This window comes from Nocardia sp. TBRC8007 (genome assembly GCF_056629435.1).
In genome coordinates this window covers 1-225 of the sequence record NZ_JBWSOR010000247.1, presented here as the reverse complement: position 1 = coordinate 225, position 225 = coordinate 1, and the positions used below count along the sequence as shown (strand labels likewise).

Sequence of the window (225 nt, the reverse complement as noted above, 5' to 3'; positions counted from 1 at the left end):
CTGCGTATCACCGCCGATACCGTCATCTTCATCGGTGAACCGTTGCCACTGCGGGTCGTGGAACGGACCAGGGCCTTGTTGCCGGGGGTGCGTGTTGTCAATGGTTACGGCCCTACCGAGACGACGGTGTATGCGACGGCGTTGGTGTTGTCCGCCGGGGTGGGGGTGGGGGTGTCGGTGCCGATCGGGTGTCCGGTGGGGAATGTGCGGGTGTTCGTGCTGGAT

The 225-nt window shown here is 64.4% G+C and carries 1 protein-coding gene; it reads left to right on the top strand.

Translation table 11 applies throughout. From position 1 onward, the window contains the following. On the top strand, positions 1 to 225 hold a 225-nt coding region (locus tag ACX4ZE_RS23525; RefSeq protein ID WP_480275656.1), incomplete at both ends, for an AMP-binding protein.